Origin of the sequence: Bifidobacterium scardovii JCM 12489 = DSM 13734 (genome assembly GCF_001042635.1) — a bacterium.
In the GTDB taxonomy this organism is placed as follows: domain Bacteria; phylum Actinomycetota; class Actinomycetes; order Actinomycetales; family Bifidobacteriaceae; genus Bifidobacterium; species Bifidobacterium scardovii.
Window position 1 is genome coordinate 2,262,962 of sequence record NZ_AP012331.1, and the last position, 16,585, is coordinate 2,279,546.

At 65.6% G+C, this 16,585-nt stretch carries 15 protein-coding genes, 1 pseudogene and 1 riboswitch; of the genes and pseudogenes, 6 read left to right on the plus strand and 10 right to left on the minus strand.

Annotation, left to right across the window (positions count from 1 at the left end; translation table 11 throughout):
- Nucleotides 1-80: 80 nt before the first annotated feature.
- The 7 genes from dusB to BBSC_RS09325 form a co-directional block, all read right to left on the minus strand.
- Nucleotides 81-1,328: a tRNA dihydrouridine synthase DusB gene (gene dusB, locus BBSC_RS09295; protein WP_081892925.1), complete on the minus strand. Its 1,248-nt coding sequence runs from the start codon at nt 1,326-1,328 to the stop codon at nt 81-83.
- A gap of 247 nt (nt 1,329-1,575) precedes the next feature.
- Nucleotides 1,576-3,051: a glycine--tRNA ligase gene (locus BBSC_RS09300; RefSeq protein WP_033517777.1), complete on the minus strand. Its 1,476-nt coding sequence runs from the start codon at nt 3,049-3,051 to the stop codon at nt 1,576-1,578.
- Between the two features lie 74 nt (nt 3,052-3,125).
- Nucleotides 3,126-3,839 carry a hypothetical protein gene (locus BBSC_RS09305; RefSeq protein ID WP_033517779.1) on the minus strand — a complete coding sequence of 238 codons (714 nt, stop codon included), beginning with the start codon at nt 3,837-3,839 and terminating at the stop codon, nt 3,126-3,128.
- A gap of 19 nt (nt 3,840-3,858) precedes the next feature.
- Nucleotides 3,859-4,623: an ABC transporter ATP-binding protein gene (locus BBSC_RS09310; RefSeq protein WP_033517782.1), complete on the minus strand. Its 765-nt coding sequence runs from the start codon at nt 4,621-4,623 to the stop codon at nt 3,859-3,861.
- A gap of 112 nt (nt 4,624-4,735) precedes the next feature.
- On the minus strand, nt 4,736-5,377 hold the full coding sequence (locus BBSC_RS09315) for a hypothetical protein (protein WP_033517784.1): 642 nt from the start codon (nt 5,375-5,377) through the stop codon (nt 4,736-4,738).
- 220 nt (nt 5,378-5,597) lie between these two features.
- A complete protein-coding gene (locus BBSC_RS09320) occupies nt 5,598-5,984 on the minus strand; it encodes a transcriptional regulator (RefSeq protein WP_051923179.1) in 387 nt (128 codons plus the stop codon).
- Complete coding sequence (locus BBSC_RS09325) at nt 5,981-6,511, minus strand: hypothetical protein (protein WP_033517789.1); 531 nt, start codon at nt 6,509-6,511, stop codon at nt 5,981-5,983. The genes BBSC_RS09320 and BBSC_RS09325 overlap by 4 nt, the downstream gene beginning before the upstream one ends.
- A 195-nt stretch (nt 6,512-6,706) precedes the next feature.
- Nucleotides 6,707-6,814: riboswitch (TPP riboswitch) on the plus strand.
- On the opposite strand from BBSC_RS09325, the gene BBSC_RS09330 reads away from it, so the two are divergent.
- The 4 genes and pseudogenes from BBSC_RS09330 (at nt 6,806) to BBSC_RS09345 (ending at nt 10,013) form a co-directional block, all read left to right on the plus strand.
- Nucleotides 6,806-7,753, plus strand: a complete 948-nt coding sequence (locus tag BBSC_RS09330) for a hydroxyethylthiazole kinase (RefSeq protein ID WP_033517790.1) — start codon at nt 6,806-6,808, stop codon at nt 7,751-7,753. (Overlaps the previous riboswitch by 9 nt.)
- A 70-nt stretch (nt 7,754-7,823) precedes the next feature.
- Nucleotides 7,824-8,540: pseudogene (thiE, locus tag BBSC_RS09335) on the plus strand (thiamine phosphate synthase); the annotation flags it as partial.
- 139 nt (nt 8,541-8,679) lie between these two features.
- Complete coding sequence (thiD, locus tag BBSC_RS09340) at nt 8,680-9,537, plus strand: bifunctional hydroxymethylpyrimidine kinase/phosphomethylpyrimidine kinase (RefSeq protein ID WP_033517792.1); 858 nt, start codon at nt 8,680-8,682, stop codon at nt 9,535-9,537.
- A gap of 95 nt (nt 9,538-9,632) precedes the next feature.
- A complete protein-coding gene (locus BBSC_RS09345) occupies nt 9,633-10,013 on the plus strand; it encodes a thiamine-binding protein (RefSeq protein WP_033517793.1) in 381 nt (126 codons plus the stop codon).
- Nucleotides 10,014-10,496: 483 nt separating this feature from the next.
- Here BBSC_RS09345 and BBSC_RS09350 read toward each other — a convergent pair whose 3' ends face one another.
- The 3 genes from BBSC_RS09350 to BBSC_RS09360 form a co-directional block, all read right to left on the minus strand.
- Nucleotides 10,497-11,564, minus strand: coding sequence for a YdcF family protein (locus BBSC_RS09350; RefSeq protein ID WP_231648964.1), 1,068 nt, complete (start codon nt 11,562-11,564; stop codon nt 10,497-10,499).
- Nucleotides 11,565-11,634: 70 nt separating this feature from the next.
- Complete coding sequence (locus BBSC_RS09355; protein WP_033517796.1) at nt 11,635-13,110, minus strand: hypothetical protein; 1,476 nt, start codon at nt 13,108-13,110, stop codon at nt 11,635-11,637.
- A gap of 65 nt (nt 13,111-13,175) precedes the next feature.
- Entirely contained in the window at nt 13,176-13,835 is a 660-nt protein-coding gene (locus tag BBSC_RS09360; RefSeq protein WP_033517798.1) for a response regulator transcription factor, read from the minus strand.
- A 252-nt stretch (nt 13,836-14,087) separates the two neighbouring features.
- On the opposite strand from BBSC_RS09360, the gene BBSC_RS13050 reads away from it, so the two are divergent.
- The gene (locus BBSC_RS13050) at nt 14,088-15,035 is read left to right on the plus strand and encodes a hypothetical protein (protein ID WP_070098302.1); all 948 of its coding nucleotides are present in this window, start codon (nt 14,088-14,090) and stop codon (nt 15,033-15,035) included.
- A gap of 135 nt (nt 15,036-15,170) precedes the next feature.
- Nucleotides 15,171-16,565 (plus strand): serpin family protein, encoded by a 1,395-nt coding sequence (locus BBSC_RS09370; RefSeq protein ID WP_033517800.1) that lies wholly within the window; start codon nt 15,171-15,173, stop codon nt 16,563-16,565.
- Nucleotides 16,566-16,585 lie beyond the last annotated feature (20 nt).

The window sequence follows — 16,585 nt, forward strand, 5'->3', positions numbered from 1 at the left end:
ATAACTCTATCGCAGAACCCCTGATATTGGGGCCTATCGTCTCGGCGTGTATCGGCGTTTCGCGCATGCGCCCCGGCGGCTCAGTAACCGGCGTCCATCGGGTCGTCGCCGAACAGCGCCTCGCGCTGCTCGTGCGTGGTTTCGCGCGATTCCAGCCAGCCGTACGGCAGATGCACCTTCTTGGCGAAACGAACGCGCCCACGGGGCTTGTCCTTGACGCGTTCGGGGAACCTGAGCGTGGGATCGAGCCGTCCGATTTCCCGACGGACATCCTCAAGATTTTCACATTCCATGAACGCCTTGCGCGTGGAGCCGCCGACCGGGAAGCCCTTCAGGTACCACGCGATGTGCTTGCGCAGATCATGCACCGCCATGCGTTCGTCGCCGTCGTAGAACTCGGTGAGCAGCCCGGCGTGACGCAGGATCACCGCGCACACGTCGCCGAGCGTCGGGTCGACCCGCTCCGGGCTGCCGGCGAACGCGTTCTTGATGTCGGCGAACAGCCAGGGCCTGCCCTGGCATCCGCGCCCCACGGCCACGCCGGCGCAGCCGGTCTCGCGCACCATGTCGAGGGCGTCGTCCGCGCCCCAGATGTCGCCGTTGCCGAACACGGGAATATCCAGCGCCGCGACGAGCTCGCCGATGCGGCTCCAGTCGGAGTGCCCGCCGTAGTACTCGGCGGTGGTCCTGGCGTGCAGGGTGACGGCCGCGCAGCCCTCCTCCTGGGCGATATGGCCGGCTTCGAGGAAGGTCTCATGGTCGTGGTCGATGCCGACGCGGATCTTCGCGGTGACCGGGATATTAGCCGCCGAGCACACCGCGACGACCCGCTGCAGCAGTTCGCGGAACAGGTCGGTCTTCCACGGCAGCGCCGATCCGCCGCCGCGGCGGGTGACCTTGGGCACCGGGCAGCCGAAGTTCAGGTCCACGTGATCGGCCATATGCTCGTCGACGACGATCCTCGCGGCCTGTTCCACGATGGCCGGGTTCACCCCGTACAGCTGCAGGGAACGGATCCTCTCGCTCGGCGCGAAATGGCACAGGCGCAATGCCTTGGGATTGCGCGCGACCAGCGCGCGGGCGGTGATCATCTCCGCCACGTACAGCCCGTCCGGGCCGTAGTCCTCGCAGATCACGCGGAACGGCCAGTTGGTCACGCCGGCCATCGGCGACAGGACGACCGGGGTCGGCACGGTGATCGGCCCAAGCCGCACCGGATTCATCGTCACCGGCGCATCCGGGCGCGACGGCGCGTCCGTGCGCGGATCAAGGTTGTCCGTCTCGTGCGGCGCCTCGATCACGGTCTGGGCATCGGTGGATTGCGTCACGGGTTCTTTCCTCTTATATCGCAGTGCGGTTTGTATCCGGTTTGTATCGCAACACTGTGCTGTATCGCTGCGCGGCGCCACTCGTTGTGACGCTGTGCTGCTGAGCCGTTGCGCCGCAGTCCCTTTGCGGGAAGGCCAAGAGACGGCCGCAAAGCGGACTGAGGGGAGCACAAGTCTGATCCTATGCTCCCCTCAGTCGCCCGCGGCGGCGGCTCCCCTCACTTCAGGGGGAGCACGACAGCCGAAATCAGTACAGGCCGCCGGCCTCGTTGATCCGGACCGAATCCGGCCAGGCCTCGCCACCCATGGACACCGGCTTCTGCGGAACGGTGTTGCGCTTCTCGCCGATGCGCGAATCCACGTATTCGGCGACATGGTCGAGCGAGACGCGCTCCTGGTTCATCGTGTCGCGGTCGCGGATCGTCACGGCCTGGTCCTCGAGCGTATCGAAGTCGACGGTCACGCACAGCGGCGTGCCGATCTCGTCCTCGCGGCGGTAGCGGCGGCCGATCGCGCCGGCCTCGTCGTAGTCGATCATCCACTCGTGCTGGCGCAGGTCGGAAGCCAGGTTCTGCGCGACGGTCTGCAGCTCCGGCTTCTTCGACAGCGGCAGCACCGCGGCCTTGATCGGGGCAAGACGCGGGTCGAGGCGCAGCACCGTGCGCTTGTCGACACCGCCCTTGGTGTTCGGCGCCTCGTCAACGTCGTAGGCGTCGACGAGGAAGCACATGAGCGAGCGGGTCAGGCCGGCGGCCGGCTCGATGACGTACGGGGTGTACTTCTCGCCGGTGGCCTGGTTGAAGTAGCTCAGGTCCTCGCCGGAGTGCTTCGCGTGGGCCGACAGGTCGAAGTCGGTGCGGTTGGCGACGCCCTCGAGCTCGCCCCAGTCGGAGCCCTGGAAGCCGAACTTGTACTCGATGTCGACGGTGCGCTTCGAATAGTGGGCGAGCTTCTCCTTCGGGTGCTCGTAGTGGCGCAGGTTCTCCGGCTTGACGCCGAGGTCGAGGTACCACTGCGTGCGCGCGTCGATCCAGTACTGGTGCCAGTCCTCGTCGGTGCCGGGCTCGACGAAGAACTCCATCTCCATCTGCTCGAACTCGCGGGTGCGGAAGATGAAGTTGCCGGGGGTGATCTCGTTGCGGAAGGACTTGCCCATGTTGGCGATGCCGAACGGCGGCTTGGAGCGCGAGGAGGTCATCACGTTCTTGAAGTCGACGAAGATGCCCTGCGCTGTTTCGGGGCGCAGGTAGTGCAGGCTGTTCTCGTCCTCGACCGGGCCGAGGTGGGTGCGCAGCATCATGTTGAAGTCGCGGGGCTCGGTCCACTTGCCGCGGGTGCCGCAGTCGGGGCACACGATGTCGGCCATGCCGTTCTCCGGCAGCTTGTCGCCGTGCTTCTCGGCGTAGGATTCCTGCAGCTTGTCGGCGCGGTTGCGCTTGTGGCAGTTGAGGCACTCGACCAGCGGATCGTTGAACACGGCGACGTGGCCGGAAGCGACCCACACCGGCGTCGGCAGGATGATGGACGTGTCCACGCCCACCACGTCGCCGCGGGTGACGACCATGGAACGCCACCATTCGCGCTTGATATTGTCCTTCAGCGCGACGCCGAGCGGACCGTAATCCCACGCGGAACGGGTGCCGCCGTAGATTTCACCGGCAGGGAACACGAACCCGCGACGCTTCGCGAGGGATACGACTTCATCGAGTTTGGAAACAGCCACAATGCACCTTCTGGTTTGAACGGTTTGGGGACTTTATTAGCGCCCCTGAGTCTATCGGCACAGCGTGACAGCCCCTACATCGCCCGCAGCGTCTCCGCATAGCGCCGGCCGATCACGATGCATGCGATCACGAACAAGGCGGCCACGACGGCCAGCATCACGATGAACGGCAGCCATTGCGGCCAGCCCCATACCATCGTGGCGGTGTTGACACCGGTCAGCAGTCCCATGGGTATGTAGGTCAGGTACGCCATCGCGACGAGACTGTGCAGGTTCGTGCTCGTGGTCGCCATCACGATCAGGGTGATGCAGCAGCTGACCGCGGCCACCGAACCGTAGGCGGTCAGCAGGGGCAGCGAGACGAGGTCCGTCCAGCCGAGTCCGCCGAACGCCAGCAGGTAGCCGATCAGGAGCATCATCGACACCGCCAGCGGGATCAATGCGAACAGCATGCGCGAGAGCAGGTATTCGGCCATCGGGCGTCCCGATTCGCGGAACGCGCGTTCGCTGTAGCGTTGCGCCGACTCCTCGAAGCTCCATCCGCTGTTGCCCAGCGCGAGACTTCCGGCCTCGGCCGCCGGTTCATAGGCGAACAGCGGCGCCCAGATCGCCATCAGCGACGCCGTTATGGCGTGCACCTGCCGCAGGCCGAAGCCGTTCGCCTGCGCGGTGCCGCCCGCATAGCTCGTGATGGCGATCGCCAGCACCAGGTTGCCGATCATCACCGCCCAGAAGATGCCCCGGTTTCCGCACACCCGCCAGTCATGCCAGAACAACGCTTTCATCATCCGCCTCCTTGCCGGTCGCCTACCGAATGCCGAAGTCGACGGATTCGTCAACGGTGCGGCCGAGTGTGGCGGCCCGTTTGAACGCGTCGAAGTCCTTGAAGTCGTCGAGCATCATGTCCTTGGCGATGTGCCTGTCGTCGAGGATGACGACCCGGTCGGCCACGCTCCAGCAGTATTCGAGGTCGTGCGTGATGGTCAGGATCGTGCGGCCGGAATCGCTCAGCTGCCCCATCAGGTCGATCATGAGGTCGCGGGTGATCGGGTCGACCGAGTTGGTCGGCTCGTCGAGCAGGATGACGTGTGGCTCGAACAGCATGCCGGCGACGAGTCCGGCGCGCTTGCGCAGACCGCTTGACAGCTCCTTGACTTTCTTGTCGAGGTGCTCGGCCAGCCCGAACGCCTGCACGAGCTTCTCGTTCTCCAGATGCGCGGGGTCGATGGCCCGCCGGCCGCTCCCCCGGCCCGTGTCCATGAGCATGGCGCGGAACCGGATGTTCTCGCGCACGGTCATGGTCGCGGCGAGGTTCGACTCGTCGGACAGCTGGAACACGTCCTGCATGCTCGGCACGAGGTTCGCGTTGATGATCGCCTCGCCGGACCTTGGCCGCAATAGCCCGACGATGATATTGAACAGCGTGGTCTTGCCGGCGCCGTTGTATCCCAGGATCGCCAGCGACTGCCCTTGCGGCACGTCGAAGCTCACATGCTCGAGCACCGTTTTCTTGCGCGTGTATCCGAACGTGACATCGCGCGCCGCGATGATCGTCCGACCGTTTTCAGGCATATCTGCCCCTTTCCCTCTCCCGTCGTCTCGAGCGGAGCGAAGCGAAGTCGAAATGACGCAAAGAATGATGAAGAGAATGACAAAAGTAAAGAGAACAACAACCCGACCGAGATCAGGAGGGGAGCGCCCGCCGCGTATCGACGAACCGACGGTCGAACACAGCGACCGCGATGACGCCGAGCACCGCAGCGACCACGACGAATCCCGCCGTCCTGACGACCAGCGGAATACGCGTCGGCATGAGCCACGAGCCGGCCAGACCGGCCAAGACCACGACCGACACGAGCATGCCGATCACGACGTTGCCGCCGGTCAGCAGCACGCCGAGCGTGGTGAACACGCAGAACAGCACGGTCGCCGTCAGCATGAACGCGATCGGTTCCGCATCCGTCACGCCGATCGCCCGCGCCGCGACCACCAGGATCACGGCGGTGTATGCCGCGGCCGGGACGGTGCCCAGCAGCAGTTTCTCCGCCACGTACTCTCCCATGGGCCGGCCACTGGACCGGAACGTCCCGAGGACGCCGTCGCCGCGATCCCCTCCGACCGATCCCGATATCACCGGCGGCACGACGATCATCAGCATCGACGCCAGTGCGGCGGCCAGATCGACCGTCGCGACGGCGGCATCCGCGTGCCCGATTTCGTCGCGGATCAGCGACGCCAACGGCATCGCGCCGCCGATGACCACGAACGTCAGCATCACCCAGTCATGCCGCAGCCGTCCCAGATCCCTGTACAGCAACCCCTTCATATGATCCCTTCAGTTCTTCCGCTTAGCTTTTCTACTCCCCATGAGGGGGCCGAGTCTTGAAGAAAACGCCAGAGACGTTTTCAGGTGTGTTCGAGCCGACAGGCGAGCGGAAAGAACGCGATCGAAGGCCGTCCGCGATTGCTGGACGCTGGCCGCGAAGCGGCCTGAGGAGTGATCTCCGCACACAGCTATACACCCTCCCCCGATCTGTTCGTCAGCATCACCGCGCCTTGTCATAGCGCGGCTCGCCGGGGTCCGGCATCACACCGGCGACGATCTGCCGGAGCGCCTCCACGTGCGCGTTGAACGCGGCCAGCCCCTGCCAGGTGAGCGACACCCAGGTGATCGGGTACCGCCGCGTAAGCCCCGATTTCTTCTCGATCGTCACGTATCCGGCGTCCGCCAAGGTTTTCAGATGCTTGGAGCATGTCGCGTCGCTGATGCCGAGCGTGTCTCGCAACACGTCGAACCGCACCGAGTCGGAGGCGGCCAGCAGCCCGCAGATACGCAGCCGGATCGGCGCGTGGATCACCTCGTCGAAATGCGGCGTCACACCGCTTTCCTCGCCGCTCCCGCCGTCTGTCCGCCCAACAGTCCGCTCATTCATCGCAGATTCCTTCCGGCCACGCCCCGCAACAGCTCGTCCTCGAGCAGGCGCATCAGATAGGCGAATCCACCGGCCGAGGCGGCAACGACCGGCAGCATCCACAGCAGCGGCACGCCATGCAGGCCGGCGGCCATCATCAGCGCGCAGCCGCCCCAGCACACCGCCGCGGCACCCGTCAGGCGCATCCACGCACGGCCGGTCATACGGCGCAGGCAATGCCGGTCCCTGACCATCAGCCCATATTCGCGGCTGATCCGCAACGCATTGCCGAACAGCCAGGCAAGCGCGATCGCACACGCGGCGAGGAACGCGCACGCCTGCACCTCCTTCGATCCGCCGAACACCGACGCCGGCACGCTGAGCTCCGACCACGCGAGCAGGTCCAGAAACGCCGCATTGCCCATCAGCGACAGGTAGTACCAGTGCGGGAACCGCACGCGCGTGACCAGCCGCGCACGGTCGCCGTCGATCAGGCGCAGGGCCTGCTCCGCCGGTGAATCCGGCAGGAACGATCGTTCGCCATCCATGTGCGCATCATCTCGATTCATCGTCGTCGCGACAAAACTTCTTTCCAACACGGAAAACAATACTACTTTCCATCATAGAAACAAGTTGGCGTGTCGAACGCGTCCAATGCCACACATCGCGGCGACGCGCCAGACCGGCGATACCGGTTTTGCGATTTCGACACGAAATTGTCCATGTTGGTGCATAGCGTCGGCAACGTAATGCAGGGGAACCCGGCCGGTACGACGGGTTGAGAATGGCGCAGGCCTGACCCTTAGAACCTGTTGGTTAAGACCATCGTAGGGAGCAGCGATATGAACGATTCGCATAGGCATGGGTGCAATGGCCGCACGGCCGCGCAAACGCCATCGGACCCGCATGCGGCGGGGGATCCCGCAGCGTTGCGGGACCGGATCGCGCAGGCGGTGCGCGACGTGCGCGCAACGACGCCGCTCGCCCAATCCTTCACCAATTTCGTGACGATCAATCTGGTCGCGAACGCGCAGCTGGCCGCGGGCGGTACGGCCGCGATGAGCTTTCTGCCCGACGACGTGATCGACACGTCGGCGATTTCGGGCGCCGACTACATCAACGTCGGCACGCTGCTGCCGTTCTACAAGGAGGCGTTGCCGCAGATCGCGCGCGCCTTCCACCAGAGCGGCCATCCGTGGGTGCTCGACCCGGTGGCGGCCGGCATCGGCGCGACGCGCACCGCCATCCTGACCGCGTTCAAGGACTATCCGCCGACCATCATCCGCGGCAACGCCTCGGAGGTCATCGCCCTGTGCGACATGTGGGGGCTGGGCAGGCAGGACGATGGCGTCTCGGGCGACGAGCATCCCAGCACGCGGCCGGCCGGCGTGGAATCCGTCGACGACGTGGAATCCGCGACCGATGCGGCCAGGCGGCTGGCCCGGCATATGGCGCCTCTGTCGCCCGGCGGCCAAGCGGCCGTGGCGGTGTCGGGCAAGGTCGATCTGGTGACCGACGGCGATCGCATCTATCGGTTGCCCGGCGGCAGCGCGCTGATGTCGAAGATCACCGGCGCCGGATGCTCGCTGGGTGGCGTGACCGCGACCTATCTGGCCGTGGCCGAGCCGCTGACCGCGACGTTGGCCGCATCCCTGCTCTACAACCGCGCCGGTGAGATCGCCGAACGCCTTTCGGACGGCCCGGGTTCGTTCCAGGTGCATCTGCTCGACGCGCTGTGGAATCTCACCCCCGAGCAGGTCGCCGCCTCCGAGATCGTCGTGGCGCGCTAGCGGCGGTTCATGTGCGGGCGGCAGCCCGCATGCGGCGTGCATAACCAGACCCAATGGCAAAGGACATGATATGAGCAACTATCCATACGCATCGATGCGCGACCAGTACGACCTGTCCGCCTATTTCGTGGTCGGGCCGCAGGACACCAAGGGGCGCCCGGTCGCCGGAGTGGTCGACGAGGCGCTCAAGGGCGGCGCCACGTTCATCCAGCTGCGCGCCAAGCCCGGGGACGCCGCGGACATCACGGCCGCCGCGCGGCAGATCGCGCAGGTCATCGCCGACAACGGCAAATCCGAATCGGTGCCGTTCGTGATCGACGACCGCGTGGACGTGGCATGGCAGTGCCGCTATCTGGGCATCAAGGTCGACGGCGTGCATATCGGGCAGACCGACATGCAGCCGCAGGCGGCCCGCGCCCTGCTGGGCGACGATGCGATCATCGGCCTGTCGGCGGAGCTCGTGGCGCAGGTGCGCGCCGCGAACGATCTGCCGGAAGGATGCATCGACTACCTCGGCGCCGGCCCGCTGCATGCGACCATCACCAAGCCGGACGCGGCGGTCGTCGAGGCGGACGGCACCCGCCACACGCTGGACGAGGCCCAGATCAACGCGCTGTGCGCGGCGAGCGCCTACCCGATCGTGGTCGGCGGCGGCGTGCACGCCGACGACGTGCCGATGCTGGCGCGCACGAAGGCGGCCGGATGGTTCGTCGTCTCGGCGATCGCCGGGGCGCCGGATCCGCTGGCCGCCACCCGCGAACTGGTCGAAGCGTGGAAGGAGAACCGCGCCTGACGCTCCCCACGGCGCCGGTATGGCAAGCCCCGCCCGATACGGATACGCCACGGCTACGCCCGCATGGCGCTCGCCGGGCGGAACCACGGAAGATTTGCACCGCGTTCGCCGCGGTCATACGAAAGGAACCATCATGACCACCACCCTCATCCCGGTACTCGCCGTCTCCGGCTCGGACTCCTCCGGCGGTGCCGGCATGCAGGCCGACCTGAAGACCATGCTCGCCAACGGCGTGTTCGGCATGAGCGCGATCACCGCGCTGACCGCGCAGAACACGATGGGCGTCACCGGCGTGGAGAACGTGACGCCGGCCATGGTCGCCGCGCAGATCGACGCCGTGTTCACCGACATCCCGCCGCAGGCCATCAAGATCGGCATGGTCTCGTCCGCCGAGCTGATCAACGCGATCGCCGACCGGCTCGAGGCGCATCAGGCGAAGAACATCGTGCTCGACCCGGTGATGGTCGCCACCTCCGGTGCCAAGCTCATCGACGATGACGCGATCGCCGCGCTGACCACGCGCCTGTTCCCGCTCGCCACGGTGATCACGCCGAACATCCCCGAAACCGAAGTGCTGCTCGACCTCATAGCGCACGACAAGGCGACGCTCGAGACCGGCAAGTGGTCGGAGCACGCGGACGCGAATGCGCGCATCGGAGACCGGGCGGCCATGGAGGATGCGGCCCGCGTCATCGGAGAGCACTACGGCTGCGCGGTGCTGGTCAAGGGAGGCCATGGCGTTGCCGACGCCAACGACCTGCTGTTCGACCACGGCACGGCGGTCTGGATCGACGGCGAGCGCGTCGACAACCCGAACACGCACGGCACCGGCTGCACGCTCTCGTCGGCGATCGCCTCGAACCTCGCGAAGGGTGATACGCTGGAGAACGCGATCCGCCATGCCAAGGAGTATCTGACCGGCGCGCTCAACGCGCAGCTCGACCTCGGCCACGGCTCGGGGCCGATGGACCACGCGTGGCGCTGGCGCTGATGCCGGCGGCGGTGCCGGCCGAAGCCGTCGGCATCAGACGGCATCGGCCAATATCAGTCAATATCAACGGAAGGCTATTCGCCAAGGAGCGACATATGACGTTCGACCGTAACGCAATCAAGCAGGAAGTGCCGATCGATCCCAAGACCGGCAAGCCGTATCTCAACACGGTGGCGGCGATCCAGATCGCGCCGCACGGCGTGGGCTCGGAGCTGTCGGGGTATGTGGCCGAGGCCGTCGAGGTGATCCGCGAATCCGGCCTGCCGCAGAGCACCAACGCGGTGTTCACCAACGTCGAGGGCGATCTGGACGAGGTGCTGCGGGTGGCCGGCGACGCCGCCAAGAAGCTTGCGGAGCAGGGCTACCGCACGAGCCTCGTGCTGCACATGGACATCCGCCCCGGCTTCACCGGCCAGCTCATCGAGAAGCCGAAGCTCGTCGACGAGATCATCGCCGCCAAGCAGGGCGAAGAGTAGCCCTCGGGCGGTGTGTCCGGCGCCTCCTATGCCGCGCCGGACACACCGCCATGTGCCGTCGATACGCCAAACGCACCATCAGCGATGGTTTCGGGCGGTTTCGACGCGCCTTCGGGAAGTTTCAGCACATCTCCGGATGCTTCCGGACACGTCTCCGGGCAGTTCCGACGCGTCCGGAAGTGCCTGCGGTACGCCAACGTCGAGTTGTCGGTGCGCGCACGCCGAGACCGACCCTAAATCATGCCGGATTATACGTTTTATCATGGGTGTGCAACCGGTTCTGCTACACACCCTCGCACCGACAACTCGCACCAAACATGCAAAGACGCTGCAATTCGCCATACGCGCGCGGTCACAATACCGCGTTCCCGGTCAGGCCCGATCCAACCACCCGCAATCCCTTGCTGGCATACAGCCCCGGCAGGCTCCGGAACAGGCCGTATGCCAGCATAGGCCGTATGCCACTAGATGCCGACCGCGCATCTAGTGCACGAGCAGAACGCGCAGCAACGCCACTATCACATACACGGCATTGGGCAGCAGCCAGAGCGCAGCGAGGACGATGTACGGCCACAGATGAGCCCTGGTGACGGCGATGAATTCGCGGATGAACGCCGTGGGCCAGTAGTAGCCGCGCGTGTGGCTGCCGATGCCGTCGGCTTTCAACCCGATGGTATGCGCGTACTCGCTGGCGCGGAACACATGGTAGTCGCTGGTGACCAGCGCGCAGCGGTATGCGGGTTCACGCCGGTGCCCAACGATCTGGGGCCCACGCAGCGAGGTCATGAGCTCCTGCGAGAAGCGCAGATTCTCCATGGTAGTGGTGGAACGGTCCTCCATGAGGATGGACTCGGCGGGCACACCGCACCGTTCCCTCAGATACCGCCGCATCGATGCCGCTTCGGACACCACCTCGTCGGCTCCCTGCCCGCCCGAGGCGATGAACACGCCGGACCGCCCCTGCCGGTTCCACAGGGCCACGGCCTTGTCGACGCGCCCGCGCAGCAGCGGGGTCGGAGTGCCGTCGGGCATGAGCCCGGCGCCATGGATGATGATGTAGTCGTACGAGCGCTTGCGCGGAAGCAGGCGGTACAGCGTCGAATACACCAGCAGCGCCGCGAACGAAAAGAAGAACCACACGCCTTCCAGCGTGATCAGCGAGGCGACCGATATCAGCCATTTCGGGGCTTTCATCACCAGCATCAGCGGATAGCACACGAACCAGCCGACGATGGCCACGGCCAGCAACGCGGGCAGCAGCGTAGCCAGCGATAGCCCTTCATGACGCACGACGACCACCGTATTGGCCAGCAGGAAGACAACGGCGATCAGCGGGCCGAACACCACCGTCAGCACCAGCGGCAACAATGCCCATGATTCGCCGAAGTGCAGGAGCGTGGTCGTCAGGAACGTCAGCAGGAACAGCAGCAGCCAGATCGCGTTGCGGAACTGTCGGGGCTCCCTGCGGTACGACAGCAGAAACAGCATGCCGAACAGTATGCTCGGCGAATACAACGCCAATACGGAGGCCACCGTCGTTCCCATACCCATGACCGATCCTCCCTCATGCGGCGCATGCCGCTCTGGACGCCACTATATCCCACATGGAAGCATTACGTCATCACGAACGGGGTTCGGCTTTCACCGGCACGGTGGCCGACAGCGTCCATTCGGCGTCTTGCGTAGCGATATGCAGGGCGCCGCCATGCCGCTCGAGCAATCGCCGGTAACGGTTGAGGCCGGTGCCGGTCGAAAGTTCCGCGTCGCCATCCGCATCCGACGGCGTGCGGACCGTGTCGATGCAGGCGATGCGCACGGCATCCAGTCCGATGCCGATCGTCATCACATAACCGGCTTCCGGGTCGGCATGCTTGGCGATGTTGCCGTACAGTTCCTCCAGCAGCCCGGCGACCAGATCGCTGCGCCCCGCTTCGCCATTGGCACCGGAGACAATCGTCTGGCCGTCAAAGCCCAGCTCCGCCAGCCGTTGATCGCCATTGCCCGCGATGCCGCGAATCTGCTCGGCAAGCGGACAGTCGCGCCCGTCCTCGGATCGCGACGCCCGCCGGCCGCCGCCGGCCCGCGAAGCGCCATCGTGAGCGCCGCCGTCCGGCCCGCGCGCATCCGCCGCCCGTGCATCCGCCTCTCCCCTGCCCTCGATCACGCCGATGACCTGATGCGTGCGGTCCAGCGCGCCCGCGGCCACGCCACGCAACTCGCGCAGCTCCTGGACGGACGGGACCTTGCCGTCGGCGATATCCTTGTCGAACCGCAGAATCAGATAGGCAAGGTCGTTGGACACGTAGTCGTGGATGTCCTGCGCCGCGCGCTCCCGCTGACGGCGATGGGCCAGTTCCGCGCGGGCCATGCTGCGTTCGTGATTCCACCGCGCCGCAATGCCGCCGAGTAGAAAACCGACGAACAGCACGGCCACCGGCATCACCCCGTAGAGGGCAACCGTGCCGAGGATGAGCTGGCCACCGGTCCGACCGGTCGAGCCCGACGAATCGTCCGACCCGCCGGTCCCATCCGAACCGCCGGCTCCGGTATCGTCTCCGCCAGCCGACCCGCCGGCGACGCCATCCGAGCCTCTCAAACCGCCGGACACATCGCCGGACACATCGCCGGAGTCGGGCAAGCCGGACGAAGCCGGCGCATCGGGCATCGGAGCGGCCATATCGTTCGTGGAGCCGGAACCCCACGGCCAGCGGATCATTACGCCGGCATGAACCAACCATGCCAGCAACGCCATTGAGGTGACGGCCACCGCCAGGCGCTTGTCCGTATATCCGGCGATGCCGACGGCCAGCAGTATGGCGAGCATCATGGAGGAGGGCATGGCCATCGGGCTCAGGCACAACGCCGTCCACAGCGCAGCGGTCAGCACGCAGCCGGTCACGGGGCGGAACGCCATCAGGATTATGACCGCGATGAACGCGAACGCGACGAGACAATCCGCCGTCGCCATATCACCGCTCGCGAATCCGGCAACCGTCTCCGCCGTGCAGACCAGAGCGACGACCAACGTGGCAGTCAGCAGCCAGGCGTTGCGCACGCCTGCATCGAGAGCCGCCAGTTTTCCGCGGAACCCTGCCATATCAGCACCTCCCTCACCTCTCGCCTTGGAGCCCGGCCCGCCTTCAGGCCGCCGGCCGCCGCACATCAGATCTCATGCCGTTTGACGCAGATGGATATGGCGTGGGCTCGGCTGCGGGCGCCGAGTTTGGCGAGCGCCCGGCGCTCATAGGTCGAAACCGTGACCGCGCCGACACCGAGTCGTTCGGCGACCTCCTTGGTGGTCAGCCCTTCCGCATACCAGCGCAATGTGTCGCGTTCCTTGGCGGAGAGCGCCCCGCGTCGGACGAAAGCGGCGTCCTCGAGCGACAGGTGGGCGGTCTCGGCGTCCACGAAGGGCTGCGCCCCGCCGCCCTCCACTGGGTTGGTGGGCAGCCCCTGAGCCGCGCCGCGGATGGCGAGCGCGAGGCCGTCCAGATCTGTTTTGCCGACCAGCGCCTGGGCGCCGCACCGCGCGGCCTCGTCACGGAACGAGGCGAGCGCGTACGAGGTGACGCCCACGAGTCCGACTTCCGGCGTTTTGGCACGGATCGCCCGGCAGACCTCGGTGCCGGGGACATCGCCCATCGACATGTCGGTGACGAGCACATCCGGGCGTTTGGCCGGGCTCAGGCATCGGCTGATCGCCACGGCACCCAGATTCGTGGTCCAGACCACCTCGAAATCCGGGGCCATGCGTTCGATCATCGCCCTGAACACCTTCAGCGCGTACGGATCGTTGTCCACGATGCCGATGCGTATCGCCATTGCGCCCACCCCTCCAGTGTGCCCGATGCGGGGCGTCCCCGCCCGCGGTGTCATAACCGCTATGACAATCATCATCCCACGTTTTCCGCCGATTTACGATGGAATCATCACCCAGTCCATAACAGTGCTGTGATGGGAGGGATACCGATGAACCGGGCAGACGCACTCAAGAGGCCCAACAGGAGCGATGTCGCTCACGGCACCGGCCGGGCTTCCCGGCAATTCACATGGAACCGCGCGCATTGGATCGGCATGGTCGTATTGGCCATGGTGCTGTTGCTGCTGCAATTCGGCGCTTCCGCATTTGCCGTCGTCGTCAGCGAGGCCGATCGCGAGGCGGGTTCGCCGGACCATTTCATTTGGCTGACCAGCATGATGACGTTCTGGCCGTTGGCACTGGGACTGGCGAACCTGATACTCGGTCTGATCCGCACCGGCAGCCTGTCGTTCCCGCTGGCGAGCACGCTGATCGGCCCGTTGGCGTTCGGCTGGACCAATCTGCGGTTCCAACCCGGATACCCGTACCTGACGTGGCCGGATTGGTGGGCGCTGATGCGTACCGACGGCCTGCGGCTCATCGGTCAGACGCTGTCCGGCATGGGCATGCTGCTGGTGTTCTACGCCACAGTGGCGTTCATCTGCTATGCGATCGGCCGCTACGGGCTGCGCGAGTTGTTCGTGGATCCGGACCCGCTGACGCTCAACGGCCGGATGCTGGCCTGGGTGCGCCGGGACACGATTCGCTTCGGCTGCTGGCTGGCAACGGCGATCACGTACGGATTGCTGCTGACGCTGATACTGGATGGAAGCGGCCCGGCTGCTTTTGCCTTCGCACTGCTCATCAATTTTGTGGTTCCGCCCGCTCTGCTGGTCATCAACGGCATCTACGCACTGCGCCCGGACTCGCTGACGCATCCGTGGAAAAGCCTGCTGTTCCCACTAGTGTGCACACTGGTACCTGCGCCGATGCTCATGGCGCTCATCACGGTGTATGAAGACACGTGCCCGGTAGGAAGTACCTGCACGCTGATCGGCGACCGATATCTTTCCTGGAATTCGATAGATCAGGTCGCGCATTTCGTCATCGTGTTCGCCGTGGCGAGCCTCCTCGGGTTCGGCGTGGTGTGGGCCGTGGCGTCGGCCGCCACACGCATCGCTGCAAGGCGAGGGCGGAAGACGGAACCGCCCCGGAATCAGTGAGTCGGCGCTGCCTGTCGCGTCGCCGGGACGGCACCGCGAAAGGCAGCGCATTTACCCCCCCCCCGAAGTTCGCCGAATATACTGAAACCAGCCGATTCCGTGCGATGGGACACGGGTCGAGGGGAAGGATTTATCATGGTCATGACTCTTATGGAACAGTCCCGCCTGCACCGGCGGCGCAGGCGCCGCACCGCCCTGATCGCCGCTGCTGCCGTCGTGACGCTTGTCCTCGCCGTCGGCGGAGGTATCTGGTGGACCGCCGGCGACGGCAGCGCACTGGTTCACAATATGTTCAAGCCGAAGGCCACGCCTGCCACGCAGCCGATAATCGACAATACCTCAGCGTTTGCCTACCGCACCGCACCGGAATTCCTGGCGATGGAAGCCGGCGACCGAGGCACCGGCAATGTGAACTACTCCCCTGCTTCGATGTGGATGGCGTTGGCCATCGCCGCGCAGGGGGCCGATGGCACGACCCGCTCGCAGCTGGATGAGCTGCTGGGCTCCGGTTCGCTTGCCGATAGCGACTACCAATCGCTGCTGAGTTCGATCAACGGGCGATATTCGGGAGCGAAATCCGAGATGAGCGCCGCGAACTCGCTGTGGATCGATGACGGCTACTCCCTTGCCGGCGATTACCGATCCACCGTCAAGAAGATGTTCGATGCCGAAGTCGACACGCTGCCGTTCGGTAATCGGGCCGCCGCCAAGATGTCCGATTGGATCGCCAAGCATACGAACGGTTCGCTCAAGCCGAAGATCACGCTGCGGGACCGCGAGGTACTGTCCATCATCAACACCGTCTATGCGGATGGACGCTGGAAGGACCCGTTCAAGGAACAGGCCACCAGCGATGGCACTTTCCATGGCGAAGCCGGAGACACCCAGGTGCCGATGATGCACCGGACCTTCAGCCAGATGGCATACGGGCATGACGAGTTCAGCACCTGGCAGCGGGTGGAGATTCCGTTCGACAACGGCGGCAATCTGGCCATCGTGCTGCCGGCTGAAGGCCATTTCGACGAGTTGGCCGGCGATGCCAAGAAACTCGGTTGGGCGTTCGGCACATGTTCGGCAGCATCCCTTGGCGAGGGCGCAAGAGGTTGTGCCGCGGACAGCCCGTCCGGCTGGGGAGTCTCCGTAGACTCGGCCACGGTGAACGTCTCGCTGCCGAGATTCACCATCAACAGCACGTTCGATCCTGAGACCACCATCAAGGCGTTCGAGAAACTGGGAGCGACCGATGCATTCAGCTCAGACACCGCCGACTTCGCCAAGATGGTCGATGCCGGTTCACGCGGTGAGAACCTGTTCATCGGATCGATCCTGCAGGGCACGCGCATCGAGGTGAACGAAGCGGGGGCCAAGGCCATGTCCTTCACCAAGGCCGGCGCGGACTCCACTGGCGCGCCGGTGGACAACGTCGAGTTCACGGTGGATCGCCCATTCCTGTATTCGTACGCCACCCCGGACGGCGTGCCGCTGTTCATCGGGGCGGTGCGCAATCTCGCCGGGAGCGCGCCGGAGTAGGCCGGAGCGGCTGGATCGGC